Raw genomic sequence first — 25,097 nt, 5'->3', positions numbered from 1 at the left:
CATGCGGGCAAGAAAATGGCGCGACCGTGGGAGGCGACATGAAGATGTTCGAACAACGCGATGGCGAAATTCCGCTGGCCGGCGATCCGGCGGCGGACGCCGACGACGCCCGCCTCGCCTATATCGGTCGCATCGCTTCGCCCTGGAAGCTGCGCGAGGACTGCCCCAAGAACATGAACGCCGCGCGCGAACGCGGCGATGGCGCGACAATCATCATGGACGCTCCCTACTGCGCGGGACTGGCTGGGCTCGCCGGCTTCAGCCATGTCATCGTGCTCAGTTGGTTCGAACAGGCGCCGCGGAATCTGATTGTCCAGAAACCGCGCCATGCCTCTGACGCCAAAGGCGTTTTCGCCTTGCGCTCGCCTTCTCGACCGAACCCTATCGGCCTTCACGTCGCAGCGATCGTCTCGCTCGACGTCGAAAACGGGGTGATCGAGCTCGACGCCATCGATGCGCTCGACGGAACGCCCGTAATCGACCTGAAACCCTATTTCGCTTCGGTCGACGCCATCCCGGGCGCCACGCGTCCGAGCAAGGACGCCTGAGCATGCCAGCTTCCACCGCCCGTCAACGCGCCATGGCTAAGGCGCTGACCGCGCTGCTGCCGCTCGCGCCTTATGCCGACACGGAAGCGATCCGCGCCGACGCGCTCGCCGTGCATCTGAAGACGCTGCCCCCGTCGATCGCCGTCTGGCTGGCGACAGTCGCCCATGTCCGCCATGCCCACACCGACTACGAGAAGCTGCTGTCGGAGGGCTACGACCGCGATTCCGCCCGTTTCTTCGTCATCGACCACGTCAACGCCACCCTCACCCGCTGGCGCGCCACCCGCCTGCTCGACGCCGACGAGGACATGGAATGACCGAAACGCCGCGCAACGGGCGCAACGCCGTGCCGCTCGACGAGCTCGACCGCAGGATCCTGGCAGTGCTGCAGCAGGACAACCGGCTGTCCTTCGCCGAACTGGCCGAGCGCGTCGCCTCTTCGGCTGCCTCCTGCGTGCGCCGGGTCAGACGCTTGCGCGAGGAAGGCGTAATCTTGGCCGACATCGCGCTCGTCGACCCCGGACGCGCCGGCAAGTCACTGACGGCGGTGGTTAATATAGAGCTTGAAGCCGAGCGCCTCGACCTTGTCGACGCGTTCAAACGCGAAATGCGGGCCGCCCCTGAGGTGAACCAGTGCTACATGGTGACCGGCGACGCCGATTTTGTCGTGATGGTGACCGTCGAGGACATTGCCGCCTTCGAGGCCTTCACGAGGGACAGGCTCTACGCCAATCCCAACATCCGCAAGTTCCGCTCCATGATCATGCTTGACCGCGTCAAGTTCGAGCCACGCGTCGCCATCTAACGGCGTAGGCTGTCGGATAGGCCATCTGTTGCAATTTGGCGCTGATTTTGACCTGCCTGCCTCGTCTGGCCCGGCATTTTGACTGAAATGGCGTATCGCGGGACGGCATAGTCCGACCGATCATCCCTTTAGTGGAGCGCGCGCCTGATGGACCTTAAGCCAAAGCAATTGCCTGCACTCGAAAGCCGTCATCTCGATCCGCATGCCTATCCCTCGGGCGTTGCCTTCCTCGACGGCCAGTATGTGCCGATGTCGGAAGCAAAGATCTCGGTGCTCGACTGGGGGTTCCTGCATTCGGACGCGACCTACGACACCGTCCATGTCTGGAACGGCGCCTTCTTCCGGCTCGACCTGCATATCGAGCGCTTCTTCGGTGGCCTGGAGCGGTTGCGCATGTCGATCCCCTTCGACAGGGCTGGCGTCACCGAAATACTGCACAATTGTGTGGCGCTGTCGGGCCATCGCTCAGCCTATGTCGAGATGCTATGCACCCGCGGCGCCTCGCCAACCTTCAGCCGCGACCCGCGCGACGCCATCAACCGCTTCATGGCCTTCGCCGTGCCATTCGGCTCGGTCGCCAATTCCGAACAGCTCGCCCGCGGCCTGCATGTCTCGATCAGCCAGCGCGTGCGCATCCCGCCGGCCTCGATCGATCCCGCTGTCAAAAACTACCACTGGCTCGATCTCGTGCGTGGCCTCTACGACGCCTATGACAACAACGCCGAGACGGCACTCCTGCTCGACTTCAACGGCAATGTCGCCGAGGGTCCGGGCTTCAACGTCTTTGCCGTGAAAGACGGGCGCCTGGCGACGCCCGCAACCGGCGTCCTGCCCGGCATCACGCGGCGCAGCGTCTTTGACATCTGTACCGAAGCTGGCCTTGTCGCCGAAGCCCTTGACGTCAGCGTCGACGCATTGCTTCGCGCCGACGAGGTGTTCATCACCTCGACCGCCGGCGGCATCATGCCGGTAACCAAGATCGACGGGACTGACATTGCCAACGGCAAGGTTGGCCCGATCACCCTAAGGCTGAAAGATGCCTACTGGGCGAAACACGACGACCCCGACTGGTCGATGCCCGTCGTCTATCCCTGACCGGCAGGGGCTGTGCTCACGCCCTGTAGATCCACTGCTCGGGCACCCGCACCGAGACCTCTTCGCCGGCCGATATTGTGCCGGGCTTCTCGACCCAGCCGACAAGCCCGCGCAGGCGGCGCGACACTTTGGGAAACAGCAGCGAGCCGGCGTCGTGGTCGGCCATTCCGGCATGCTCGGCGATCGAGCGGCCGGCGACGCGGCATGGCGCGTTCTGGCCGTCGATCTTGATCGTCACGCCACCCTTGAAGAACAGCATGGTGCCCGAAGGCAACATCGACAGCATCGGCACGCCGTCGAGCAGGAGATTGGCGCCGATCCATTCCGGTTTGATCTCGGCAAGCCCCATGCGCTCGGCAACGATCGCCATCTCGTCGGCTGCGACGATCGACAATTGCCGCTCGTTGCGCATCTCGGTGCCGCGCGGATACCACGGTTCGCGCCCACCCGAGCGCCTGGTGTGGCCGGCATGGACGTCACCGATGATGCCCTCGAAGGTCAGCGGCAGCGCCTCCACCGCCCGGGTGACGAAATGGTCCGCCGGCGCAAGGTAGACGCCGGCAATGCGCGCGGCGAGCTTGCGGCCCGGCAGGATTTCAGGTTCGCCGTCGCGGTGCATGGTCGGATCGAGCATCTTTGGCCTCTCGGTTTCGGACTGCTGCTTTGAACGGCCTGCCACGCAAAATCCAGACAAAAAGCCTGATCCCAGCGATCATCCGGCCTGATCGATCCCCGGGCGATCGCTTCACATCATGCGGACCAGAGCGCCGCCGATCGAGTAGCCGGCGCCGAAGGCGCAGATCAGCCCGTGGTCACCCGCCTTCATGTCCTCGTGATTTTCCTTAAGCGCGATGACAGCACCTGCCGCCGCCGTGTTGCCCAGCCGCTCCAGCACCATCGGCGCCTTGTCGTGGTCGGCGTCATGGCCGAGCGCCAGCTTCAGGATCATCGCGTTCATGCGCGCATTTGCCTGGTGCAGCCAGTAGCGCCTGATGTCGGACGGTGTCATGCCATGGTCGGCGAGGAAGGCGGTGATAAAGCGATGCGCCGCATGCGTCACTTCCTTGAACACCTTGTTGCCGACCTGCTTGATCATGTTGCCCTCCATCTCGACGACGGAGGTGTTTTCCTGGCCGGCACGCAGCAGGAAGCCGAAATTGGTGCGGATGTTGTTGGAGAACTGCGTCCAGTTGCGCGTGTCGAGCATCTCGAAGCGCCCCGGCCGGGTCTCCTTGGCTCCAATAGCCTCGACGACCATCGCCACCGAGGCGTCGCCGAATATGAAATGCGTCTGGCGGTCGCGGAAATTGAGGTGTCCGGTTATGATCTCGGGCGTCACGATCAGCACGCGCTTCTGCCCGCCCGAGCGGACGAGATTGAAAGCGACATGCAGGGCTGCCGCAGCCGACGAGCAGCCGAGGCTCATGTCGAAGGCGCCGCCCTCGATGCCGAGCTCCTTCTGGATTTCGATCGATATTGCCGGATAGGGCCTCTGCTGGTGCGAGGCAGCACAGATCACCATGTCGATGTCGGCGCCGGAGAGCCCGGCATGGGTCAGCGCCTTGCGCGCGGAGGCGACACCAAACTCCGCTTCGACAGACAGTTCGTCGTCGATCCGCGCAGCGATGCGCGGGGTCATCCGTCCAGGATCGAGGATGCCGTCGAGCGTGTGGACGTGCCGGTTCTTCACCCCGGAGGCATAGACGATGAATTCACTGTCCGATTTCTTGATCGGCTCCTGCCCTGCCGCTTCGCGCCTGATATTCTCGATATCGGCCCAGGCGTTGAAGCTTTCGACGAGTTCGTCGTTGCTGATGGAGGCCTCGGGGATTTCAACGCCGATTCCGCTGATGATGACGCGATGCATAAGACCGTCCATGCCTGAATTTCCGCAGCATGCCCGATAGCAGTTACCGCTTCGGAAAAACCCATGCTCCAGCGACGAAAATGGAGCCATCAGGCCCGGCGCATCCAGCCCCCGTCTCACCGGACTCGCCACCGGGCAGCTTACGTCACATGGAGGCGTTCGAATACGCCCCGCGCGCAACACTTGCGCCGATATCCCGTCCTATCCTCGGCCTAGGCGCGCTGGGCCACCATGAACAGCCGGGGGAAGCGCAGCAGCACCTTGCCGTCGGCGGCGGGCGGATAGGCAGCGGCGATGCGCGCCGTGTAGGCGGCGAGATAGGCTTCGCGCTCGGCCGGGTCGAGCGGATCGACGAAAGGCTTCAGCCCCGTGCCCTTGACCCACTCGACGATCGCGGCGGCATCGGCCAGCGGGTGGTTGTAGACCGTGTGCCAGATGTCGACCCGCGCCGACAGCGGCACGAGCAGGTCATAATATGAAGCGACCGATGGCAATTGCGCGCGGGCGGCGCCTGCGATCCTGGCGGCGAACGGCACTGCGGCTGCGGTCTCGCGCATCGCCATATGCGACGGCTCGCCGATATTGTCGGGCATCTGCACTGCGAGGTACCCGCCCGGGGCGAGCAGCGTCATCAGGCGGGCCAGAACGGCCTGATGGTCCGGCAGCCACTGGAACACGGCATTGGCGAAGATCACGTCGATGGGCTCGTCGGGTGTCCAGTCGCGCGTATTGGCGAGCTTGAACTCGACGCCGGGGAGCCGCTGCCTGGCCTGCTCGATCATGTCCGGCGACGTGTCGAAGCCGGAAACCTCCGAATCCGGCCAACGCTCGACCAGAAGCTCGGTCGAATTGCCGGGCCCACAGCCGATGTCGACCACTCGCCTCGGCCGCTCCAGCGGGATCTGCGCCAGAAGGTCCCGGGACGGCCGCGTCCGCTCGTCCTCGAATTTGAGATACTGCGCGGCGGACCAGTCCTTCATGTCGGAGACTCCAAAAAGCAATTCCAGGAAGTGCGAAGGCGTTTTACGTCCAGCTACGCAAGGCAGCGGGCAGAAAACAAAAACGCCCCGCTTTGGGCGGGGCGTTTTCTTGGTCTGTCAGCGCGTCAGGCGCTTGTGGCTCATCCGGTGCGGGGTGGCCGCATCGGCGCCGAGACGACGGATCTTGTCCTTCTCGTACTCTTCGAAGTTGCCTTCGAACCACTCGACATGCGCGTCGCCTTCATATGCCAGCATGTGGGTGGCCATGCGGTCGAGGAACATACGATCGTGGGAGATGATGACAGCGCAGCCGGCATAAGCTTCCAGCGCGTCTTCGAGCGCGCCCAGCGTCTCGGTGTCGAGATCGTTGGTCGGTTCGTCAAGCAGCAGGACGTTGCCGCCGTTCTTCAGCATCTTGGCGAGATGGACGCGGTTGCGCTGACCACCCGACAGGTTGCCGACCTTCTGCTGCTGGTCGCCGCCACGGAAGTTGAACGACGAGCAATAGGCGCGGCTGTTCACTTCATGCTTGCCGAGCTTGATGACTTCGGCGCCGCCGGAGATCTCTTCCCAGACCGTCTTGGTCGGGTCGAGCGCGTCGCGGCTCTGGTCGACATAACCGAGCTTGACGGTTTCGCCGACGCGGATCGTGCCGCTATCGGGCGTTTCCTGGCCGGTGATCATCCTGAACAGCGTGGTCTTGCCGGCGCCGTTGGGGCCAATGACGCCGACGATGCCGCCGGGCGGCAGCTTGAAGTTCAGGTTTTCGATCAAAAGCTCGTCGCCATAGCCCTTGTTCACGCTATCGACCTCGATCACCACGTTGCCGAGGCGTTCGCCGGCCGGAATGACGATCTGCGTGTCGGTCGGCTTGCGGTTCTGCGACTGCTCGACCAGTTCCTCATAGGCCTTGATACGCGCCTTCGACTTGGTCTGGCGTGCCTTGGGCGAGGATGCGATCCACTCGCGCTCACGCCAGATCGCCTTCTGACGCGAATCGTCTTCGCGGCCTTCCTGGATCAGGCGCTTGGCCTTGGCGTCGAGATACTTGGTGTAGTTGCCTTCATAAGGGATGCCGCGACCACGATCGAGTTCGAGGATCCAGCCGGTGACGTTGTCGAGGAAGTAGCGATCGTGGGTGATGATCAGCACCGAGCCCGGATAGTCGCGCAGGTGCTTTTCCAGCCACGCCGTGGTCTCGGCGTCGAGATGGTTGGTCGGTTCGTCGAGCAGCAGAAGGTCAGGCTGTTCGAGCAGCAAGCGGCACAGCGCGATGCGGCGTCGTTCGCCACCCGACAGCTGGGTCACTTCGGAATCGCCGGGCGGGCACTGCAGTGCGTCCATCGCCATCTCGACCTGCTGTTCCAGGTCCCACAGGTTGAGACGATCCATCTCGTCCTGCAGCTTGGCGCCCTCGTCGGCGGTCTCGTCGGAGTAGTTCATCATCAGCTCGTTGTAGCGCTCGATGATGGCGGTCTTCTTGGCGACACCGTCCATGACGTTCTCGAACACTGTCTTGGCCGGGTCGAGATGCGGCTCCTGCGCCAAGTAGCCAACGGTCGCGCCGTCAGCCAGCCAGGCTTCGCCCGACCATTCCTTGTCGAGGCCGGCCATGATCTTGAGCACTGTCGACTTGCCGGCCCCGTTGGGGCCCAGGATACCGATCTTGGCATCCGGGTAGAACGACAGGTTGAGGTTTTCCAGCACCTTCTTGGTGCCGTAGGACTTGGTCAGTCCCGACATGTGATAGATGAACTGGCGTGCCACGCGCGCGTATCCTGCTTCAGGTGAACGGAGATTTGCGCGCTATGTAGGCCATCCCACCCCAAACGGCAAATGCTTTCGGGGCACATATGGCTGCGATGCGCCGCAAAGGCGGACAGCTTACCGCCGCACCCCGCCCCTGTCCGATGGCGGGCGGGGGAAAGCCTTTACGACAATCCCGCCGACCCAACATCGCTGGTTGCCAATAGCTGCCATGGGTCTAAATTGCCGTGGCTAGAAAGTGCTTTTGGGGGGATGCAATGCTCCGCTTGGGGAATACCTACCAGCACCTTGTCCATGGAACAGCCTGCGGCTGCTTCAGCCCAGAGATCCAGCAAGCATCGCAACGCCTTGAGGTCCTTACGCGACGCGGCTTCATGGCGGGCATGGGAGCATCCTTTACCGCTCTTGCTTCGCCTTCCCTGGCTCAGACATCCAGCCTGTCACCCAAAACCCTCTTCCGCCGGCTCAGGCTGTTCGACGGCACGTCCGATACACTCAAGGCAGGCGTTCAGGTGCTGGTCGAAGGCAACCGTGTCGCAGCCGTAGACACGACTAACAGCGCAGCTCCTTCCGACGCAACTGTCATCGACTGCGGCGATCGCGTGCTCATGCCGGGCCTGATCGACGCCCACTGGCATACGGTCTTTGCGGCGGTGCCGTTGAACGTATTGCTGGCTGGCGATCCGGGTATCATCTTTGCTGCCACTACGGCCGAGGCAGAGCGCACCTTGCTCCGCGGCTTCACCACGGTCCGAGATCTGGGTGGGCCGGTTTTCTCGTTCAAACAGGCCGTCGACAGCGGCATTGTTCCGGGCCCGCGCATCTTTCCCTGCGGAGCGATGATCACCACGACCGGAGGCCATGGCGATTTGCGCATGCCGACGGAGATCCCGCGAAATGGCAACCAGCTCAGCATCGGCGAACTGATGGGAGCCAACGCGATCGTCGACGGCATCCCCGACCTGAAGATGCGCATCCGCGAGCAGTTGATCCAGGGGGCATCGCAGATCAAGCTGGTTGGCGGTGGCGGGGTTTCGTCGCCGCGCAGCCCGCTCGACATGTCGACCTTTGCCGAAGACGAGATACGCGCTGCCGTCTCGGTGGCAAAAGACTGGAATACATACGTCACCGTCCACGCTTATGCCCCGAACACCGTTCAGAGGGCGATCAACGCCGGGGCGGCCTGCGTCGAGCATGCGCACCTGATGGATGAGGAGACGGCAAAGCTCTTTGCCGAAAAAGACGTATGGCTCAGCATGCAGCCATTCCTCACCGTCGAGGATGCGGAGCCCCAGACCGGTCCAAGCGCGGAACGCATCCAGCAGCTGTTCGCCGGCACTCCCAAAGTCTACGAGTTTGTTCGCAAGCATGGCATCAGAACCGCGTGGGGTTCGGATGTGCTGTTTTCACCTGCAATGACCGCGCGCCAGAGCGTCATGTTTACCCATCTCAGCAATTTCTACACCAATGCCGAGGCACTCCGCATGGCAACATCGGGGAATGCGCAGCTGCTGGCGCTGTCCAGTCTGCGCAATCCCTATCCCGGCAAGCTCGGCGTGATCGAACAAGGCGCCCTCGCCGACATGCTCCTTCTGGACGGCAATCCGCTCGAAAATATCGACCTGATCAACGAGCCAGGCAAGAACATGGTCGTGATCATGAAGGACGGCATCATCCATAAGAACACGCTTGGCTGACCTCGATATTCTCTTGCCCAGTTCTCATCTGGACTGACGCCTATACTGGCGTTGGACATGCAGCGCCGTACCGGCGGAGGCCGTTGACGCAGGGTCCGCGGGGCCCGAATGCCGGGCCTGCGATGTTTGGCTCAAACGCAAAGCAAAAATTAACCACATTTGTCCATCCTTTCTCCATCGTTCTGTCGAGTTGGGGACATTCCGGAAATCACGCACTGCGGTCGCTTCGCCGGCCGCACGACGTTGCGGGACAACTGGTCTGCTACGCGTTTGAGTAAAATCGTTCGTCCACGATCCTTGCGCCGTCTGTTGCGCCCATTTGTCATCGCCTGTGCCGGCACGGCTTTCGCCGGTATGGCCGCATGGTCGATGGCTGGCATGGCCGCCATGGGCAATGTCAACGCTTTCGATCCGGCCCACTTCACGCCCAAGCCCTATGCGCAGCCGGCGACCATCAGACAGGCACGGCTCACCGCATATGTCAGCACCGACAAGGCATCGCGGCTGGTCGCCTCAGCCAAGCCCCTGATTTCCGTCAACAATGCCAGACCCGCGGTCACGGCCAGCCTGACCGGCGGCTTGGGCAAGTCCGCCCGTCATACTGCTGTCGCGGCTGCTGTGCCCGCAAACGGCCACGCCGCCCGCTTCGACACCATAGCCAGCCAAGCCGACCTCAGCTCGAAGAAGCTCGCCAGCCTGTTTTCGGCCAGCTCGGTCGAACTGCAGCAGCTTGCCGCCGCCACAACGGACGCCGACCAGCCGGTATTGCCCGCTTCGGTCGCAGAGCGCCCGACCATCCTCGCTTATGCAGATCCGTCACCTGGCGGCACCGCCGACACCGCGCTGTCGACCTTGCTGACCGGCCCTTCCGAGGAAGGCCTCGCCGCGGCACAGGCCGAAGCGGAAGCGGCTGCCCTGCCTGATTATGCCGAAACGCCGACCGCTGGTCCCCGTCCGGAACTTCGCCCCGAAGCGACCGCGCCTAGGCCTGCCGACGCCGGCAAGGCGGATGCCGGCACGCCGGAATCCGAAGCGCCAAGGGTCGCCGAAAAGCCCGAAGCGCAAAAACCTGCGAAGCTCGCCTATGCGCGCCCGGAAATTCCCGAGGACAAGCCGGGCAGCACCCTCGGCCAGTCGCTGCGCAGCCTGTTCGGCGGCAAGACGAGAGCCGGCAACGGCGTCGCCGTCTATGACATCAGCGCCGCCAAGGTCTACATGCCCGACGGCAGCGTGCTCGAAGCACATTCCGGCATCGGCAACATGGCCGACAACCCGCGCTACGTCCACGTCAAGATGAACGGACCGACCCCGCCCCACACCTACAATCTCAAGATGCGCGAGAGCCGCTTCCACGGCGTCGAGGCGATCCGTATGCTGCCGGTCGACGGCAAGAACAAATATGGCCGCGACGGCTTCCTGACGCACAGCTATTTGCTGCGCGGCGGTCGCGAGGAGTCGCATGGATGCGTCGCCTTTGCCGACTACAAGCGCTTCCTCACCGCTTTCAAGCAGGGCAAGGTCAAGCAGATGATCGTGGTGCCGAGCGGCGGCCGCGAAAGCTTCCGCCTGGCGTCGAACGGCAAGAGTATCTGAGACAAAACGACCTCGATCCCGCCGACGGTGGACATCGGCAGGCGGCTATTTCATAGCTGAGGCATGAAAACCGAAACCAATCTGCTTCGGATGTCGATCGCCGTGACGTTTGTCGTCGCGCTGTTCGGCATCGTTTTCGGCGTCCTCAGCGGCTCCTTTTCGATTGCCTTCGACGGCGCCTATTCGCTCGCCGATGCGACGATGACCATTTTGGCGCTGATCGTCGCCCGCCTCATCACCAGCAATGCCACCCACAACCGCCGCCTGCACAAGCGCTTCTCGTTTGGCTTCTGGCATCTCGAGCCCATCGTGCTTGGCCTCAACGGCATCGTCCTGATCAGCGTGTCCTGCTATGCGCTGATCAACGCCGTCGCCAACCTTTTGGCCGGCGGACACCATCTAGAATTCGACTACGCCATCATTTATGCGGCGGTCACGCTTGCCGCCTGCCTGACCATGGCCTTCATCGGCAGCCGTGCCAACCGGACGATCCAGTCCGACTTCGTGCGCCTCGACGTCACCGCCTGGATGATGTCTGGCGGCATCACCGCAGCGTTGCTGATCGCCTTCATCGGCGGTTGGCTGGTCGAAGGCACCGAATTTGCCTGGACAGCGCCCTATGTCGATCCGGCGGTGCTGGCGCTTGTCTGCCTGGTCATCATCCCTATGCCCGTCGGCACCATCCGCCAGGCGTTCTCCGATATTCTGCTGATCACGCCGGAGGCACTCAAGGCGCATGTCGACGAGGTCGCCCGCTCAACGGTGAAGAAGCACGGCTTCGTTTCTTATCGCGCCTATGTCGCCAAGGTCGGCCGCCTGATGCAGGTCGAGCTCTATTTCATCGTCCCGCCCGGCTGGCCTGCCAAGACCATCGAGCAATGGGACGCCCTGCGCAACGAGATCGGCGACGCCCTGGGCGATGAAGGTCCCGACCGCTGGCTGACGATCGCCTTCACCGCCGACAAGGAGTGGGCGGAGTAGAAGGAGTGGGCGGAGCAGCTAGAGCATGATCCCGAAAGGCGGAAACCGGTTTCGGGATCATGCTCCAACAACAAGTCGCCCGCCTACACCTTGATGCGCCAGCCGGTCCTGAAGATCCACCAGACGGCGGCAAGGCAGGCCGCCAGGAACACCAGCGTCATGCCGAGGCTGATGCCGACATTGACGTCGGATACGCCGAAGAAGCTCCAGCGGAAGCCGCTGACCAGATAGACCACCGGATTGAACAGCGACACCGTGCGCCAGAACGGCGGCAGCATGTCGATGGAGTAGAAGCTGCCACCCAGGAAGGTCAGCGGGGTGATGATCAGCAGCGGCACCAGCTGCAGCTGCTCGAAACTGCGCGCCCAGATGCCGATAATGAAGCCGAACAGGCTGAAGGTCACTGCCGTCAGCACCAAAAACAGCAGCATCCAGACCGGATGCTGGACCTGCAGCGGCACGAACAGCGCCGCGGTCGCCAGGATGATCAGGCCGAGGATGATCGACTTCGACGCCGCCGCCCCGACATAGGCAATGACGATCTCCAGATAGGACACCGGCGCCGACAAAAGCTCGTAGATGGTGCCGACGAATTTCGGGAAGTAAATGCCGAACGATGCATTGGAAATGCTCTGGGTCAACAGCGACAGCATGACCAGGCCGGGCACGATGAAAGCGCCGTAGCTGATGCCGTTGATCTCGCTGATGCGCGAGCCGATGGCCGCACCGAAGACGACGAAATAGAGCGAAGTCGAGATGACGGGCGAAACGATGCTCTGCAGCAGCGTGCGCCATGTACGCGCCATTTCGAACAGATAGATTGCGCGGATCGCGTAAAAATTCATCGCCGTTCACTCACCAGATTGACGAAAATCTCTTCCAGCGAACTCTGCTTGGTCTGCAGGTCGCGGAAGCGGATTCCGGCGTCGTTGAGGTCCTTGAGCAGGGCCGTGATGCCCGTCCGCTCGCCTTGCGTGTCGTAGGTGTAGACGAGCTCGTTGCCGTCTTCGGACAATTCGAGCCCGTGGCTCGAAAGCGCCGGCGGCACCTGCTCCAGCGGCTGCTGCAGTTGCAGCGTCAGTTGCTTGCGGCCAAGCTTGCGCATCAGCTCGGCCTTTTCCTCGACCAGGATGATCTCGCCATGGCTTATCACGCCGACACGGTCGGCCATCTGCTCGGCTTCCTCGATGTAGTGCGTGGTCAGGATGATGGTGACGCCGGTTTCGCGCAGCAGGCGCACCACCTCCCACATGTCGCGCCGCAGCTCGACATCGACGCCCGCGGTGGGTTCGTCGAGGAACAGGATCTGCGGCTCGTGCGACAGCGCCTTGGCGATCATCACCCGGCGCTTCATGCCGCCCGACAACGTGATGATCTTGTTGTCCTTCTTGTCCCACAGGGACAAATCCCTGAGGATCTTCTCGATGTGGGCCGGGTTGGCCGGCTTGCCGAACAGGCCGCGGCTGAAGCTTACCGTCGCCCACACCGTCTCGAAGGCATCGGTCGTCAGTTCCTGCGGCACCAGGCCAATCAGTGTGCGCGCCGCGCGATAGTCGCGAACGATGTCGTGGCCATCAGCCAGCACGGTGCCCGAGGTCGGATTGACGATGCCGCATATGACGCTGATCAGCGTCGTCTTGCCGGCGCCGTTGGGTCCGAGCAACGCAAAGATCTCGCCGCGGCGAATGTCCAGATTGATGCCCTTCAGCGCCGAAAAGCCCGACGCATAGGTCTTTGAAAGATTGGAAACGGAAATAATCGGCTGCATGACGATCATCACTTCAGCTGGGAATGGTAAGGAAAGTCGCGAAAAATGCCGGCGGAGCGGCCGGTTCTGGGGTTAGCGCAATATATGGGCTGGCTTCCGCCGAACAAGGCTAGTCGTGACAGCTCCTGACATTGTCCCTGTGCACCGCGGTCAGCCGGCCTTGACGGGCGCACCGCACTTCCCCGACAGTCCGCACAGGGGGAGACAGCGATGCCGTTCGACACCACCACCACGCTTGCCTCTCCGACCGGGGCAAAACTCAATCTTCATGTCAGGCACGCCGACACCTCTGCCCGTGCCGTTGTCCAGATCAACCACGGCCTCGCCGAACACGGCGCACGCTACGCACGTTTTGCCGATTTCCTCGCCGCGCAGGGCTGCCATGTCTACGCGCACGACCATCGCGGCCATGGCGCGACCATGGCCGCTGACGCGCCCAAGGGCCGTTTCGCCGGCAAGAACGGGCTGGACGTCGTTGTCGCCGACATAGTTGCGATCCATGACCGCATCGCCGAACAGCATCCCAGCCTGCCGGTGGTCATCTTCGGCCATTCCATGGGTGGGTTGATCGCGCTCAATTTCGTCCTGCGCCACTCCGAACGCGTTGCTGCAGCCGCGATATGGAACGCCAATTTCTCCGCCGGTATCCTTGGCCGCCTGGCGCAGGCGATCCTCGCCTTGGAGCGCTTCCGGCTGGGCTCGGACGTGCCCTCCCGCATGCTGCCCAAACTTACCTTCGGCGACTGGGCGAAGAAGATCCCCAACCGACGCACCGAATTCGACTGGCTGTCGCGCGACGAAGCCGAGGTCGACGCCTACGTCGCCGATCCGCTCTGCGGTTGGGATGCGTCGGTGTCGATGTGGATCGACGTCTTCGACCTCGTCTTCGCCGGTGCCGACGACAGCAACTTCGCCGGCGTGCGCAGGGATTTGCCGTTCAATCTGGTCGGCGGTCAGCGTGATCCCGCCACCGATGGCGGCAAGGCTGTCGAGGCGCTCGCCGGGCGGTTGCGCCGGATGGGTTTTTCGAATCTCGTTTCAAAGGTTTATCCCGAGACCCGCCACGAAAGCCTGAACGAGATCAACCGCGAACCGATCATGGCCGATTTCGCCGGTTGGCTCGACCGGACGCTTCCCCGGTGAACGGCAGGGCTGGCCCAGTGCAACGCTGTGGCGGCCAATCGGGACTCCTGTTAGAGCCAATTGTGTACAATCTGTTGAAATGACATCTGGTGCCTCATGAGCAATCCGCCTCTTCACGGAATCCGCGTCATCGAACTTGCCCGCATCCTTGCCGGCCCTTGGGCGGGGCAATTGCTGGCGGACCTCGGCGCTGATGTCATCAAGGTTGAAAATCCCGACGGCGGCGACGACACCCGCAAATGGGGCCCGCCTTTCGTCACCTCGCATGACGGCGAAAACCTGTCGGCGGCCTATTATCATTCGTGCAACCGCGGCAAGCGCTCGATCGCACTCGACTTCTCGACACCGGAAGGGGCCGAGATCGTGCGCAAGCTGGTCGCAGATGCCGACGTGCTGATCGAGAACTTCAAGCTCGGCGGCCTGAAGAAATACGACCTCGACTATGACAGCCTGAAGAAGATCAATCCGAAGCTGGTCTATTGCTCGATCACCGGTTTCGGCCAGGACGGACCCTACGCCGCCCGCGCCGGCTACGACTTCATCGTCCAGGGCATGTCCGGCCTGATGTCGATTACCGGCCCCGCCGGCGGCGAGCCGCAGAAGGTCGGCGTCGCCGTCACCGACATCTTCACCGGGCTCTACTCCGTCATCGCCATCCAGGCGGCACTGCGTCACGCCGAGGCCACCGGCCAGGGCCAGCATGTCGACATGGCGCTGTTCGACGCTCAGATGTCGGTGCTCGCCAACCAGAACCTGAACTACCTCGTTTCGGGCACTTCGCCGGTCCAGATGGGCAATGCCCACCCCAACATTTCGCCTTACGAGGTGTTGCCGGTGCGCGACGGGCACTTCATCCTTGCTGTCGGGAATGACGGCCAGTTCCAGAAATTCTGCGCCATCGTCGGGCTCGAAGCCATCGCCACCGACCCGCTCTTCGCCACCAACTCGGCCCGCGTCGGCAACCGCGTCGCGCTGCGCGAAAAGATCGTCGCCGCCCTGGCCAGCTTCGGCCGCGAGGAATTGCTGGCAAAGCTCGAAGCGTCGGGCGTGCCGGCAAGCCCGATCAACACCATCGGCCAGGCTTTCGCCGACCCGCAGGCGATCGCCCGCGGCATGCGCATGGACCTCGACGACGGCCTCGGCAACAGGCTGCCGTCGGTGCGCGCGCCGATGGTCATGTCGGAAACGCCACTTGCCTATGACCGCCCGTCGCCGCGCCTCGGGCAACACACCGCTGAGATCCTTGCCGAACTGGAGAAGACTGCGAAATGAAGACCGGCGGAAAACTGATCGTCGAGGCGCTCGAGGCCAATGGCGTCGACCGCATCTATTGCGTGCCGGGCGAATCCTATCTGGCCGTGCTCGATGCGCTGCATGATTCCAGGATCCAGAGCGTCGTCTGCCGCCAGGAAGGCGGTGCCGCGATGATGGCCGACTGCCATGGCCGCCTCACCGGCAAGCCGGGCATCTGCTTCGTCACCCGCGGTCCCGGCGCCACCAACGCGTCAGCCGGCGTCCACATCGCCATGCAGGATTCGATCCCGATGATCCTTTTCATCGGCCAGGTGGCGAGCCACGCCAAGGAACGCGAGGCCTTCCAGGAGGTCAACTACCGCCGCTTCTTCGGCGACATCGCCAAATGGGTTGTCGAGATCGACGACGCCGCGCGCATTCCCGAGCTGCTCACCCGTGCCTTTTCGGTGGCGACGTCGGGCCGTCCTGGCCCGGTGGTCATCTCGTTGCCAGAGGACATGCTGACCAGCGAAGTCGAGGCACCTGTCGCCTTGCCCGCAATACAAGTCGAAACCCATCCTGGCGAGGCCGAGCTGGACCGGGTCGAGGCTCTGCTCAACGCAGCCAAGCGGCCTTTCGTCATTCTCGGCGGCACGCGCTGGGACCAGCGCCTGGCCTTCGACGACATTCAGGCGATATCAGAGAAATGGTCGCTGCCGGTCGGCGTCTCGTTCCGGCGCCAGATGCTGTTCGACCACCTGCACGCCAACTATGCCGGCGATGTCGGCATCGGCATCAATCCAAAACTTGCGGCACGCATCAAGGAAGCCGACCTTGTACTGCTGATCGGCGGCCGCTTCGGCGAAATGCCGTCATCCGACTATACGCTGCTCAAAAGCCCCTATCCGGACCAGCAGCTCGTCCACGTCCACGCCGACCCGGACGAGCTCGGCCGCGTCTACCGGCCTACGATCGCCATCAACGCGTCACCGGCCGCTTTCGTGCGAGCTTTCGCCAGGCGCAAGGGCCCGGCTGCACCAGGCTGGGCCGAAGAGACGAAGAAGGCGCATGCCGACTACCTCGCCTGGTCGACCCCACCGCTTACCGGCCCGGGGCCAGTCCAGATGGGTCCGATCATGAACTGGCTGGAAAAGACCCTGCCCGAGGATGCGATCCTCACCAATGGCGCCGGCAACTACGCCACCTGGGTGCACCGCTTCCACCGTTTCCGCCGCTACGGCACGCAGGCAGCGCCGACCTCCGGCTCGATGGGCTATGGCACGCCGGCCGCGGTTGCCGCCAAGGGCCTGTTCCCGGAGCGAGAGGTCATCGCCTTCGCCGGCGACGGCTGCTTCATGATGAACGGCCAGGAATTCGCCACCGCCGTGCAGTACGGCTTGCCGATCATCGTGATCGTCGTCAACAACGGCATCTACGGCACCATCCGCATGCATCAGGAGCGCGAATATCCCGGCCGCGTCGAGGCAACCGACCTCAAGAACCCTGACTTCGCCGCCCTTGCCCGTGCCTATGGCGGCCATGGTGAAACGGTGCGCGAGACCGACGAGTTCGCACCCGCTTTTGAGCGCGCACGCGCCAGCGGCAAGCCATCGATCATCGAGATCAAGCTCGATCCCGAGGCGATCACACCGACACGCACGCTGAGCGACATCAGGGACAAGCGCTGAGTCTTGCACCGGACACGGAAAGACCGTGCCCCGGTGAGCATCTCGGAAAAGTGAGACTGCCCCGGCAAGCAACTGGGAACTTGCCCCCCAGGGGACAAGTGCGACTTGCCCCAGGGAAAGGCGCGACCGTCGTGGCAAAGACGTGGCTTTGGTGCTATTGAAGCCGCGAATTTCGCCATCCTGTTGTAACCTTCCCCAGGCAAACTGATGATTTCAATCGTCATTCCGTGCAAGAACGAGGCTGAGAACCTGCCCATCCTGTTAGGCGAGGTTCACGCCGCGATGGCCGGCCGCGACTACGAGATCATCGTCGTCGACGATGGATCGACAGACCGCACATCAGACGTTCTTGCCGAGCTCGCTCGCAGCGCCGGCCGCCTGCGCCACATCAGGCATGACCGTTCCGCCGGCCAGAGTGCTGCCGTTCGTTCAGGCGTTTTCGCCGCCAAAGGCGATATCGTCGTCACCATGGACGGCGATGGCCAGAACGATCCGGCCTATCTGCCCAAGCTCGCCGAAGCACTTGTTGCTGCAGGCCCTTCCGTTGGCATTGCGGCCGGCCAGCGCCTCAAACGCACCGACACCAAGCTCAAGCAGCTGTCCTCACGCTTCGCCAACGGCCTGCGTGAGATGATTCTGCACGACGGCACCCGCGACTCGGGCTGTGGCCTCAAGGCGCTGCATACCGATCTCTTCCGCCAGCTGCCGTTCTTCGACGGCTGGCATCGCTACCTGCCGGCGCTTGCCTTGCGTGAAGGCCGCGGCGTGATCCATGTCGATGTCGTCGACCGCTCGCGCATCCACGGCAAGTCCAATTACGGAATCCTCGATCGCGGCCTGCGCGGCATTCTCGATCTCTTCGGCGTTTGGTGGCTGCGCCGCCGCCGCAAGGTCGTGCCATCAGTCACGGAGCTTGGCCAATGAACCTGATCTCGGAACTCGGCACCTGGCTGCACGACGTCTTCATCGCCCAGTTCGACGGCTGGATCCTGCTCGGCTTCGTTGCCCAGGGCTTCTTCACCATGCGCTTCGTGGTGCAGTGGCTCGCCTCCGAACGCGCCAAGCGCTCGGTCGTGCCGATCGCCTTCTGGTTCTTCTCGCTTGGCGGCGGCGCGCTGCTTCTGATCTACGCCATCAAGCGCCAGGATCCGGTCTTCATCGCCGGCCAAGGGCTTGGCCTGTTCATCTACATCCGCAATCTCTGGCTGATCGCCAATGAGCGGCGCCTGGCCATGTCCAAGACGGACTGACCGCGGCATGTCGACGACCGGAATCAAAACCTCCGCAACGTCCCGCAAGGCGTTGTCGCCACTGACTTATCTTCTCCTGGCACTGCTTGCCCTGTTTGCCTTCGCGCCGGGCACCTCGACCCTGCCGCCGACCGACCGCGACGAGTCGCGCTTCGTCCAGGCGACCAAGCAGATGGTCGAAAGCGGCGACTATGTCGACATCCGTTTCCAGGACGTACCGCGCTACAAGAAGCCCGCCGGCATCTACTGGCTGCAGTCGACGGCCGTGCTGCTGAGCGGCCAGGGCAGCGACGCCCCGATCTGGGTCTACCGGCTGATCTCGGTGCTCGCCGGCACCTTCTCGGTGCTGGCGCTTGCCTTTATCGGTGACCGCATGTTCGGCCGGACCGCGGGCGTCATATCAGGCCTTGGCCTGATGGGCATCCTGATGCTGGGCGTCGAAGCGCGCATCGCCAAGACCGACGCCACGCTTCTGGCCAGCGCACTGCTCGCCCAGGGCGCGCTTGCAACCATCTATCTCGGCCACAAGGCCGGCAGGCCGCAAGGTAACGCCAACTGGCTTTTCTGGGCCGCCCAGGGCCTGGCGCTGCTGATCAAGGGACCTGTGATCCCCTTCCTCAGCCTGCTCACAATCACCGCCCTCGTCATCTTCGACAAGGACCGCGCCTGGTTGCGCAAGCTGAGGCCATTCACCGGCCTGCTGCTGACCCTTGTGGTCGCGGCCCCCTGGCTGGTTCTCATTACGCTCAAGACCGGCGCCGAATTCTGGCAGGAATCGGTCGGCAAGGACCTGCTGAGCAAGGTCGGCTCCGGCCAGGAATCGCATGGTTTCCCGCCCGGCTACTACTTCCTGACCTATTCGCTGTTCATGTGGCCCTTCGCGCTGGTGGCACTCGAAGGCGGCCTCAAGGCGCTCAACAACTTCCGGCAGGACCCGCGCCTGCTGTTCTGCCTCGCCTGGTACTTGCTCTACTGGGTGGCGATCGAGCTGATCCCGACCAAGCTGCCGCACTACGCCCTGCCGGCCTACCCGGCGATGATCCTGCTGATGGCCTGGCTGTTGACCTCCAAGTCGGCGGCCGGCATCGAACTGTCGCGCTGGCAGCTCTGGCTGCGCCGCGCTTGCGCCTTCGGCATGTTCGGCATCAGCATCGGCCTAGCGGCAATCGCCTTCGGGATCACGCCCTTCTTCCTAGGCTATGTCTCCTGGTGGGGGCTGCTGGCCGCAGTGCTGGTCCTGATCGCCGCCCGCTACGGCATGGGCGCGCCGGACGGCATGGATCCGGTCAAGCGCATTGCCTTCGCCGCGGCGGCCGCTGCTGCGGTCTTCGGCGTGCTCACGCTGAAGATCCTGCCGCCGCTCAAGCCCCTCTGGCTCAGCCCTGAGATTGCCGAGCGCTTCGACAAGCTGAAACCCTGCCCGACTTCCGTGCTGGCATCAGCCGGCTATGGCGAGCCGAGCCTCGTCTTCCTCGCCGGCACCAATACCCAGCTGACCGATGGCAAGGGGGCTGCGGCGGCACTCATCGCCGATCCCGCCTGCGCTATCGCCGTCGTCGCAGAAGCCGAGAGCAAGGCCTTCCTCGCCGCCATTCCCGGCGGCGTCGACGCGCTCCGGCAGCGCGGCCTCATCGAAGGCATGAACTATTCCAAGGGCGAGCCGCGCACGCTGACCTTCTACACGCTGGCGAAGTAGCCCCCTGGCGTAGATCCCGAAGTTCAGGCCCTTCTCGACGCGATGCGCAAGTTGGAAAGCCTGCCCGTGGCGAATGGCGGGAAGTTCTGGTCGAGTCGGATTGGACAAGCAGCCGATGCTGTCGCCCGTTCGGACGCCCATGGCCTGTGGCCGTTTCTCGGCTTCTTTGGCGGCATGGGATTGCTGACCGATCTTTTGCTTCAGCGCAACGGCATCCTCCTCCGCAATGAGAACGACAGCCTCGATAGATTGCGGTCGATTGCATGGGCCTTGGCAGACCGGCTCAAGCACGGCACTAGCTGACAACCATATTCGGCCTGCCTTCGTCCTTCGAGGCTCGCTGCGCTCGCACCTCGAGCGCCAGCCTCAAACAAAAAAAGGGGCGGTCGCCCGCCCCTTTCCGATTGCCGATCCCCCAGGAACTTACTTGATCGCCTTGTCCGTGATGACAGAGGTCCAGGCGCCCGAGGGCTCTTTGGTGATGATTTTCTGTGCCAGCAGCGCGTCGGCGGTGCGCTTGTAGGCCGCTTCGATCAGCTTGCCGTCGGCATTGTCGATCAGCTTGGCCACTTCGCCCATCATGCGCTTCTGGTGGTTTTCGTCCTGGCCGCCATTGTCAACGACGATGCCGGCAGCTTCGTCAGGATTGTCGACAGCATATTTCCAGCCCTTCATAGAGGCGCGCACGAAGCGGACCATCTTGTCCTCGAAAGCCGGATCCTTGAGCTTGTCTTCCATCGCATAGAGGCCATCCTCAAGCAGGTCGTTGCCCATGGCGGTGTAGTTGAAGACGGTCAGCTCTTCCGGCTTGAAGCCGGCGTCGATCAACTGCCAGTACTCGTTGTAGGTCATGACCGAGATGCAGTCGGCCTGTTTCTGGATCAGCGGCTGCACGTCGAAGCTCTGCTTCAGCACCGTCACGCCATCGGCGCCGCCATCGGTCTTGAGGCCGAGCTTGTTCATCCAGGCGAAGAACGGATATTCGTTGCCGAAGAACCAGACGCCCAGCGTCTTGCCCTTGAAGTCGGCTTCGGTCTTGACCGGGCCGTCCTTCGGACAGACCAGCTCCATGCCGGCCTTCTTGTAGGGCTGGGCGATGTTGACCAGGCCGACGCCCTTCTCGCGGGCCGCAAGTGCGCCGCCCATCCAGTCGACGATGACGTCGGCGCCACCGCCGGCGATCACCTGCTCGGGCGCAATGTCAGGGCCACCCGGCTTGATGTCGACGTCGAGGTTTTCCTCGCCATAGAAGCCCTTCTCCTTGGCGACGTAGTAACCGGCAAACTGCGACTGCGTCACCCATTTGAGCTGCAGCGTTACCTTGTCGGCGGCCAGTGCCGCTTGTGCTGCGGCCAGCGACATCGCCCCCGCCATCAACGATACCATCAGTCTTTTCATCTTCTTTTTCCCTCTGAAGTTGGACCGCGGCCCCGCCCAAGGAGCTCAGGTCACGCCCGCCCACCACGGACAGACGGATGCCAGAAAGTGGTGGCCCTCTCGATCAGGGCGACCACGCCATAGAAGACGGAACCGGCCAGAGCCGCAACAGCGATCTCCGCCCAGACCATGTCGACATTCATGCGCCCGATCTCGGTCGAGATGCGGAAGCCCATGCCGACGATCGGCGTGCCGAAGAATTCGGCGACGATGGCGCCGATCAGCGCCAGCGTGGAGTTGATCTTCAACGCATTGAAGATGAAGGGCGCGGCTGCAGGCAGGCGCAACTTGAACAGCGTCTGCCAGTAGTTGGACGCATAGGTGCGCATCAGGTCGCGCTCCATGTGGCCCGATGCGGCGAGCCCGGCGACGGTGTTCACCAGCATCGGGAAAAAGGTCATGATGATGACCACGGCGGCCTTCGACTGCCATTCGAAGCCGAACCAGATCACCATGATCGGCGCCACGCCGATGATCGGCAGCGCCGACACCATGTTGCCGATGGGCAGGAGCCCGCGGCGCAGGAACGGCACGCGGTCGGCCAGGATCGCGACGACGAAGCCCGAGGCGCAGCCGACGACGTAGCCGAACAGCACCGCCTTGAAGATCGTCTGGCGCACATCGGCGGCAAGCGTCGGCAGCGATGTGCCGATGCGCGCGGCAATTGCGCTCGGCGGCGGCAACAGGATGAAGGGGATGCCCGCTCCGCGGGTCACCGCCTCCCATATGATCAAAATCCACGCCCCGAAGATTGCCGGGATCAGCAGCCTGAGCAGCGTGCTTGCCTGTTTCGACACCGGGCGGACCGCCGACAGGACGTCAACGCAACGCCAGGCCAGCAGCCAGGCCGCGGCCAGCAGCAGGAAGTATGGCAGGCGCGCCATGCCTTCATTGCCGGCAATGCCCGCGATCAGCAACCAGGCAGCGCCATGCGCGCCGACGAACAGCACGGCGGCACTGGCGATGCCGGAAAACATGGCGAAGGAGGCAACGCCGCTCAACGCGATGAGCCCGATGACAAGTGACGTCGTGCCTCTCGACATCGGTGCGGTAGCCTCGGTGGCGAGCATCGGCATCGTCGCCATTGCCACGGCGCAAAGCAGCACCGCCAGCCCGACCTGCCAGGACGGCTTGGAGTTCATCATGCCGGCCTCCCGCCCATCGAGCGTTCGACAATCTTGCCGACGATCCCCACCAGCACCACCAGCATTGCCGCCACCACCGATCCGGCGACAAGCGCTGCCCACATGTCGATGGTCTGGCTGTAATAGGAGCCCGCGAGCAGTTTTGCGCCGATGCCAGCAACGGCACCCGTCGGCAACTCGCCGACGATGGCGCCGACCAGGCTTGCCGCCACCGCCACCTTCATCGAGGCAAACAGGAACGGCACCGAAGCCGGCACGCGCAGCTTCCAGAAGGTCTGTGACGCACTCGCATTGTAGGTATGCATCAGGTCGAGGTGCATGAGATCGGGCGAACGCAGCCCCTTCACCATGCCCACGGCGACAGGGAAGAACGACAGATAGGTCGAAATCAGAGCCTTGGGGATCAGCCCGGTGATGCCGATTGCCGCCAGAACGACGATGATCATCGGCGCCACCGCAAGGATCGGGATCGTCTGCGAAGCGATGATCCACGGCATCAGGCTGCGGTCAAGCGCGATCACATGCACGATGCCGACGGCGATCAGGATGCCGAGTGCCGTGCCGAAGGTGAAGCCGAGCAGCGTCGAAGACAGCGTCACCCACGAGTGGTAGACGAGACTGCGCGCGCTGGTGACCTTCCTGAGGAACGTGTTTTCAAAGAAGTTCTGCGCCACCTGGTGCGGTGCGGGCATCGTCGGCTTGGGCTGCGACAGCGTCTTGCCGATGAATTCCACCGTGGTCGGCGTCTCGCCCGCCCGTCGGTCGAGATCGCGCTGGAACGGTGCATTCATGAAGACGGCGAAGGCATACCACGCGACGACGATGACCGCGAGGATGGTGATGACGGGCACGACCCGGTCTCCGAGGCGATCCATCAGCAGGCCTCCCACGACTTGAGGCTGCACATGACAGGTTCCTTGACGTTCATGGGCGCGCCCTCTCAAGGCCAAGTCTCTGCCGAAGGGTGTTTACGATGTATTCCCCCTCCCCAGAGTCCACGCCTTTGGCCATTTGGATTGTCTTTGCGCCGTAATCGAAGGCCACTGAAGACGGATCCCCGTGGCGGTTCCATTGCGATCCGTTACCCTCTTTCCAGCGCAGCTTCCTGATGGAGGCAGGATTGAACCTGCGTGTACGCGACCAGAAGAACAGCCGGTAAGAATGAGTCAGCGCAACGCTGGTCGCCCCGATAAGCTCGGCACCGAAAACCTGCCACACGAGTGTGCCGGCGGCACCGATCCAACCCAAAGCCCACGCACATAGCCAGAAGAGCAGAAAACCCTGGGCTCCACCTTGCGCTACGCCGAGCTGATTGAACGCCATCACGCCGCCGGCAGTCCAGCCTCCAAGCCAAACAAACAGAAAAGCCAAGGCGAACGCGTTGCGGCTCGGCGGGACGCGCAGGACAGTTTCCCCATTGACGTTCGAAGCCGTAATCCGCGATGTACGAGGATCCTCGAACCCCATCTCAGTCGTCATAGCTGTGCCCTGCCCTGAGCCCATCGCGGACACGCGCGGCGATCGCCAGGAATTCCGGGCTCTCGCGGATGTCGAGCGGCCGCTCGGTGGGCAGCGTCGACTCGATCACGTCGGTGACCCGGCCGGGGCGCGGCGACATGACGACGATGCGCGTGGAGAGGTAGACGGCCTCGGGGATCGAGTGCGTGACGAAGCAGATCGTCTTGTTGGTCTGCCGCCACAACCGGAGCAGCTGTTCGTTGAGATGGTCACGCACGATCTCGTCGAGCGCGCCGAACGGCTCATCCATCAGCAGAAGGTCGGCATCGAAGGCCAGCGCGCGCGCGATCGAGGCGCGCTGCTGCATGCCGCCGGAAAGCTGCCAGGGATATTTCTTCTCGAAACCAGTGAGATTTACCAGATCCATAGTGCGCTTGATGCGCGCCTGCTGCTCGGCCTTGGACAGGCCGATGATCTCGAGCGGAAGCCCGACATTGTTTTCGATGGTCCGCCACGGAAATAGCGCGGCCGCCTGGAAGACATAGCCATAGGCCCGCGCCTGGCGCGCCTGTTCCGGCGTCATGCCGTTGATCGAGATGGTGCCTTCCGTCGGCTGCTCAAGATCGGCGATGACACGAAGGAAGGTCGTCTTGCCGCAGCCCGAAGGCCCGATGAAGGAGACGAACTCGCCCTTGTTGATGGTCAGATTGACGTCCGAAAGCGCCCGCACCGGGCCGTCATTGGTCTGGAAGGTCAGCCCCAGTTGTCTGGCTTCGACGACTGCGTTTCGCTCGACGCTCGTCGCCGTGGCTTGATTGACTGTCATGAGCATTGCCCGACTTTACCCCACATCATGCCATCCTCTCCGAAGATGAGGAAAGCGTCCACTTGATCGGGATGTTTTTCCTGGCACGCGAGACCGCTCGTCTTCTGCCGCCGTCCTTGC

General features: G+C 63.2%; 25 protein-coding genes. 14 read left to right on the top strand and 11 right to left on the bottom strand.

The window, feature by feature from the left end; all coding sequences use genetic code 11:
- Positions 1–44: 44 nt before the first annotated feature.
- The 4 genes from tsaA to DY201_RS12005 all read left to right on the top strand — a co-directional run bounded on the left by tsaA (position 45) and on the right by DY201_RS12005 (position 2,448).
- Entirely contained in the window at positions 45–548 is a 504-nt protein-coding gene (gene tsaA / locus DY201_RS12020; RefSeq protein WP_115733746.1) for a tRNA (N6-threonylcarbamoyladenosine(37)-N6)-methyltransferase TrmO, read from the top strand.
- Positions 549–550: 2 nt separating this feature from the next.
- Complete coding sequence (locus DY201_RS12015; RefSeq protein WP_115731400.1) at positions 551–865, top strand: DUF2293 domain-containing protein; 315 nt, start codon at positions 551–553, stop codon at positions 863–865.
- Positions 862–1,353 (top strand): Lrp/AsnC family transcriptional regulator, encoded by a 492-nt coding sequence (locus DY201_RS12010; protein ID WP_115731399.1) that lies wholly within the window; start codon positions 862–864, stop codon positions 1,351–1,353. The genes DY201_RS12015 and DY201_RS12010 overlap by 4 nt, the downstream gene beginning before the upstream one ends.
- Positions 1,354–1,500: 147 nt before the next feature.
- Positions 1,501–2,448: an aminotransferase class IV gene (locus tag DY201_RS12005; RefSeq protein WP_115731398.1), complete on the top strand. Its 948-nt coding sequence runs from the start codon at positions 1,501–1,503 to the stop codon at positions 2,446–2,448.
- 16 nt (positions 2,449–2,464) lie between these two features.
- Here the strand turns inward: DY201_RS12005 and DY201_RS12000 are convergent, their stop codons facing one another.
- From DY201_RS12000 to ettA, 4 genes are all read right to left on the bottom strand, one after another.
- The gene (locus DY201_RS12000) at positions 2,465–3,082 is read right to left on the bottom strand and encodes an MOSC domain-containing protein (protein ID WP_115733745.1); all 618 of its coding nucleotides are present in this window, start codon (positions 3,080–3,082) and stop codon (positions 2,465–2,467) included.
- Positions 3,083–3,193: 111 nt separating this feature from the next.
- Positions 3,194–4,315 (bottom strand): beta-ketoacyl-ACP synthase III, encoded by a 1,122-nt coding sequence (locus DY201_RS11995; RefSeq protein WP_115731397.1) that lies wholly within the window; start codon positions 4,313–4,315, stop codon positions 3,194–3,196.
- A gap of 212 nt (positions 4,316–4,527) precedes the next feature.
- On the bottom strand, positions 4,528–5,295 hold the full coding sequence (gene tam, locus DY201_RS11990) for a trans-aconitate 2-methyltransferase (RefSeq protein ID WP_115731396.1): 768 nt from the start codon (positions 5,293–5,295) through the stop codon (positions 4,528–4,530).
- Between the two features lie 117 nt (positions 5,296–5,412).
- Entirely contained in the window at positions 5,413–7,062 is a 1,650-nt protein-coding gene (ettA, locus tag DY201_RS11985; protein WP_115731395.1) for an energy-dependent translational throttle protein EttA, read from the bottom strand.
- 257 nt (positions 7,063–7,319) lie between these two features.
- Here ettA and DY201_RS11980 point away from each other — a divergent pair, with 257 nt between their 5' ends.
- The 3 genes from DY201_RS11980 to DY201_RS11970 all read left to right on the top strand — a co-directional run bounded on the left by DY201_RS11980 (position 7,320) and on the right by DY201_RS11970 (position 11,333).
- Positions 7,320–8,759, top strand: a complete 1,440-nt coding sequence (locus tag DY201_RS11980; protein ID WP_115731394.1) for a metal-dependent hydrolase family protein — start codon at positions 7,320–7,322, stop codon at positions 8,757–8,759.
- A gap of 309 nt (positions 8,760–9,068) precedes the next feature.
- On the top strand, positions 9,069–10,352 hold the full coding sequence (locus DY201_RS11975; protein ID WP_245431975.1) for a DUF2778 domain-containing protein: 1,284 nt from the start codon (positions 9,069–9,071) through the stop codon (positions 10,350–10,352).
- A 63-nt stretch (positions 10,353–10,415) separates the two neighbouring features.
- Positions 10,416–11,333 carry a cation diffusion facilitator family transporter gene (locus DY201_RS11970; RefSeq protein ID WP_115731393.1) on the top strand — a complete coding sequence of 306 codons (918 nt, stop codon included), beginning with the start codon at positions 10,416–10,418 and terminating at the stop codon, positions 11,331–11,333.
- 83 nt (positions 11,334–11,416) lie between these two features.
- Here DY201_RS11970 and DY201_RS11965 read toward each other — a convergent pair whose 3' ends face one another.
- Both DY201_RS11965 and DY201_RS11960 read right to left on the bottom strand, forming a co-directional pair.
- The gene (locus DY201_RS11965) at positions 11,417–12,178 is read right to left on the bottom strand and encodes an ABC transporter permease (protein ID WP_115731392.1); all 762 of its coding nucleotides are present in this window, start codon (positions 12,176–12,178) and stop codon (positions 11,417–11,419) included.
- Positions 12,175–13,101, bottom strand: a complete 927-nt coding sequence (locus DY201_RS11960) for an ABC transporter ATP-binding protein (RefSeq protein ID WP_115733743.1) — start codon at positions 13,099–13,101, stop codon at positions 12,175–12,177. Before DY201_RS11960 ends, DY201_RS11965 begins: the two co-directional genes overlap by 4 nt.
- A gap of 210 nt (positions 13,102–13,311) precedes the next feature.
- On the opposite strand from DY201_RS11960, the gene DY201_RS11955 reads away from it, so the two are divergent.
- The 7 genes from DY201_RS11955 to DY201_RS11925 all read left to right on the top strand — a co-directional run bounded on the left by DY201_RS11955 (position 13,312) and on the right by DY201_RS11925 (position 20,414).
- A complete protein-coding gene (locus DY201_RS11955) occupies positions 13,312–14,244 on the top strand; it encodes an alpha/beta fold hydrolase (protein WP_115731391.1) in 933 nt (310 codons plus the stop codon).
- A gap of 96 nt (positions 14,245–14,340) precedes the next feature.
- On the top strand, positions 14,341–15,516 hold the full coding sequence (locus DY201_RS11950; protein WP_115731390.1) for a CaiB/BaiF CoA transferase family protein: 1,176 nt from the start codon (positions 14,341–14,343) through the stop codon (positions 15,514–15,516).
- Positions 15,513–17,165 carry a thiamine pyrophosphate-binding protein gene (locus tag DY201_RS11945; protein ID WP_115731389.1) on the top strand — a complete coding sequence of 551 codons (1,653 nt, stop codon included), beginning with the start codon at positions 15,513–15,515 and terminating at the stop codon, positions 17,163–17,165. Before DY201_RS11950 ends, DY201_RS11945 begins: the two co-directional genes overlap by 4 nt.
- A gap of 207 nt (positions 17,166–17,372) precedes the next feature.
- Positions 17,373–18,089, top strand: coding sequence for a glycosyltransferase family 2 protein (locus DY201_RS11940; RefSeq protein ID WP_115731388.1), 717 nt, complete (start codon positions 17,373–17,375; stop codon positions 18,087–18,089).
- The gene (locus tag DY201_RS11935; protein ID WP_067960293.1) at positions 18,086–18,415 is read left to right on the top strand and encodes a lipid-A-disaccharide synthase N-terminal domain-containing protein; all 330 of its coding nucleotides are present in this window, start codon (positions 18,086–18,088) and stop codon (positions 18,413–18,415) included. The genes DY201_RS11940 and DY201_RS11935 overlap by 4 nt, the downstream gene beginning before the upstream one ends.
- Positions 18,416–18,422: 7 nt before the next feature.
- On the top strand, positions 18,423–20,111 hold the full coding sequence (locus DY201_RS11930; RefSeq protein ID WP_115731387.1) for an ArnT family glycosyltransferase: 1,689 nt from the start codon (positions 18,423–18,425) through the stop codon (positions 20,109–20,111).
- Positions 20,112–20,153: 42 nt separating this feature from the next.
- Positions 20,154–20,414, top strand: a complete 261-nt coding sequence (locus tag DY201_RS11925; RefSeq protein ID WP_115731386.1) for a DUF6966 domain-containing protein — start codon at positions 20,154–20,156, stop codon at positions 20,412–20,414.
- A 120-nt stretch (positions 20,415–20,534) separates the two neighbouring features.
- Here the strand turns inward: DY201_RS11925 and DY201_RS11920 are convergent, their stop codons facing one another.
- From DY201_RS11920 to DY201_RS11900, 5 genes are read right to left on the bottom strand one after another with little or no spacing between them, the layout of a single operon-like run.
- On the bottom strand, positions 20,535–21,509 hold the full coding sequence (locus DY201_RS11920) for an ABC transporter substrate-binding protein (protein WP_115731385.1): 975 nt from the start codon (positions 21,507–21,509) through the stop codon (positions 20,535–20,537).
- Between the two features lie 50 nt (positions 21,510–21,559).
- Positions 21,560–22,693 carry an ABC transporter permease gene (locus DY201_RS11915; RefSeq protein ID WP_425358724.1) on the bottom strand — a complete coding sequence of 378 codons (1,134 nt, stop codon included), beginning with the start codon at positions 22,691–22,693 and terminating at the stop codon, positions 21,560–21,562.
- Positions 22,690–23,568 carry an ABC transporter permease gene (locus DY201_RS11910; protein WP_115731383.1) on the bottom strand — a complete coding sequence of 293 codons (879 nt, stop codon included), beginning with the start codon at positions 23,566–23,568 and terminating at the stop codon, positions 22,690–22,692. Before DY201_RS11910 ends, DY201_RS11915 begins: the two co-directional genes overlap by 4 nt.
- Positions 23,569–23,617: 49 nt before the next feature.
- Positions 23,618–24,172: a hypothetical protein gene (locus DY201_RS11905; RefSeq protein WP_131922440.1), complete on the bottom strand. Its 555-nt coding sequence runs from the start codon at positions 24,170–24,172 to the stop codon at positions 23,618–23,620.
- Entirely contained in the window at positions 24,162–24,983 is an 822-nt protein-coding gene (locus tag DY201_RS11900) for an ABC transporter ATP-binding protein (protein WP_172582926.1), read from the bottom strand. The genes DY201_RS11905 and DY201_RS11900 overlap by 11 nt, the downstream gene beginning before the upstream one ends.
- Positions 24,984–25,097: the final 114 nt, after the last annotated feature.

This window comes from Aminobacter aminovorans (assembly GCF_900445235.1).
GTDB lineage: Bacteria > Pseudomonadota > Alphaproteobacteria > Rhizobiales > Rhizobiaceae > Aminobacter > Aminobacter aminovorans.
The sequence above is the reverse complement of the archived record's forward strand: the minus strand, read 5'-3'. Positions and strand labels throughout refer to the sequence as shown.